The following is a 397-nucleotide window of genomic DNA, read 5'->3' as shown; positions in this document are numbered from 1 at the left end:
ACCCTCACCGCCCTCACCCGCGACCTCATCCGCCGCACCGAGGACGGCACCCGGCCCGGCCTCCGCCTCACCGCCGTACGCCACTTCATCGACGCCGCCACCCAGCCCGACACCATCCACGGCTGGCTCACCGAAGGCACCGTCCCCGGCGGCCCCGAACTCGACCCCGAACTCCGCTGGCGCATCCTCACCCGCCTCGCCGTCCTCGGAGCCACCGACGAGCAGACCATCGCCGCCGAACTCGAAGCCGACCCCAGCGCCACCGGCCAGGAAGGCGCCGCCCGCTGCCGCGCCGCCCTGCCCACCCCCGAAGCCAAGGCCGCCGCCTGGCACGCCATGTTCACCGACGACACCCTCTCCAACTACCTGTTCACCGCCACCGCCCAAGGCTTCTGGC

General features: G+C 73.6%; 1 protein-coding gene. It reads left to right on the top strand.

Features of this window, described 5'->3' with window-relative positions; translation table 11 throughout:
• Nucleotides 1-397: ERAP1-like C-terminal domain-containing protein (locus tag JGS39_RS40305; protein ID WP_219574694.1), on the top strand; the 397-nt coding region annotated here is incomplete at both ends.

This window comes from Streptomyces poriferorum, from assembly GCF_019399235.1.
In the GTDB taxonomy this organism is placed as follows: Bacteria; Actinomycetota; Actinomycetes; order Streptomycetales; family Streptomycetaceae; genus Streptomyces; species Streptomyces poriferorum.
The sequence above is the reverse complement of the archived record's forward strand: the minus strand, read 5'-3'. Positions and strand labels throughout refer to the sequence as shown.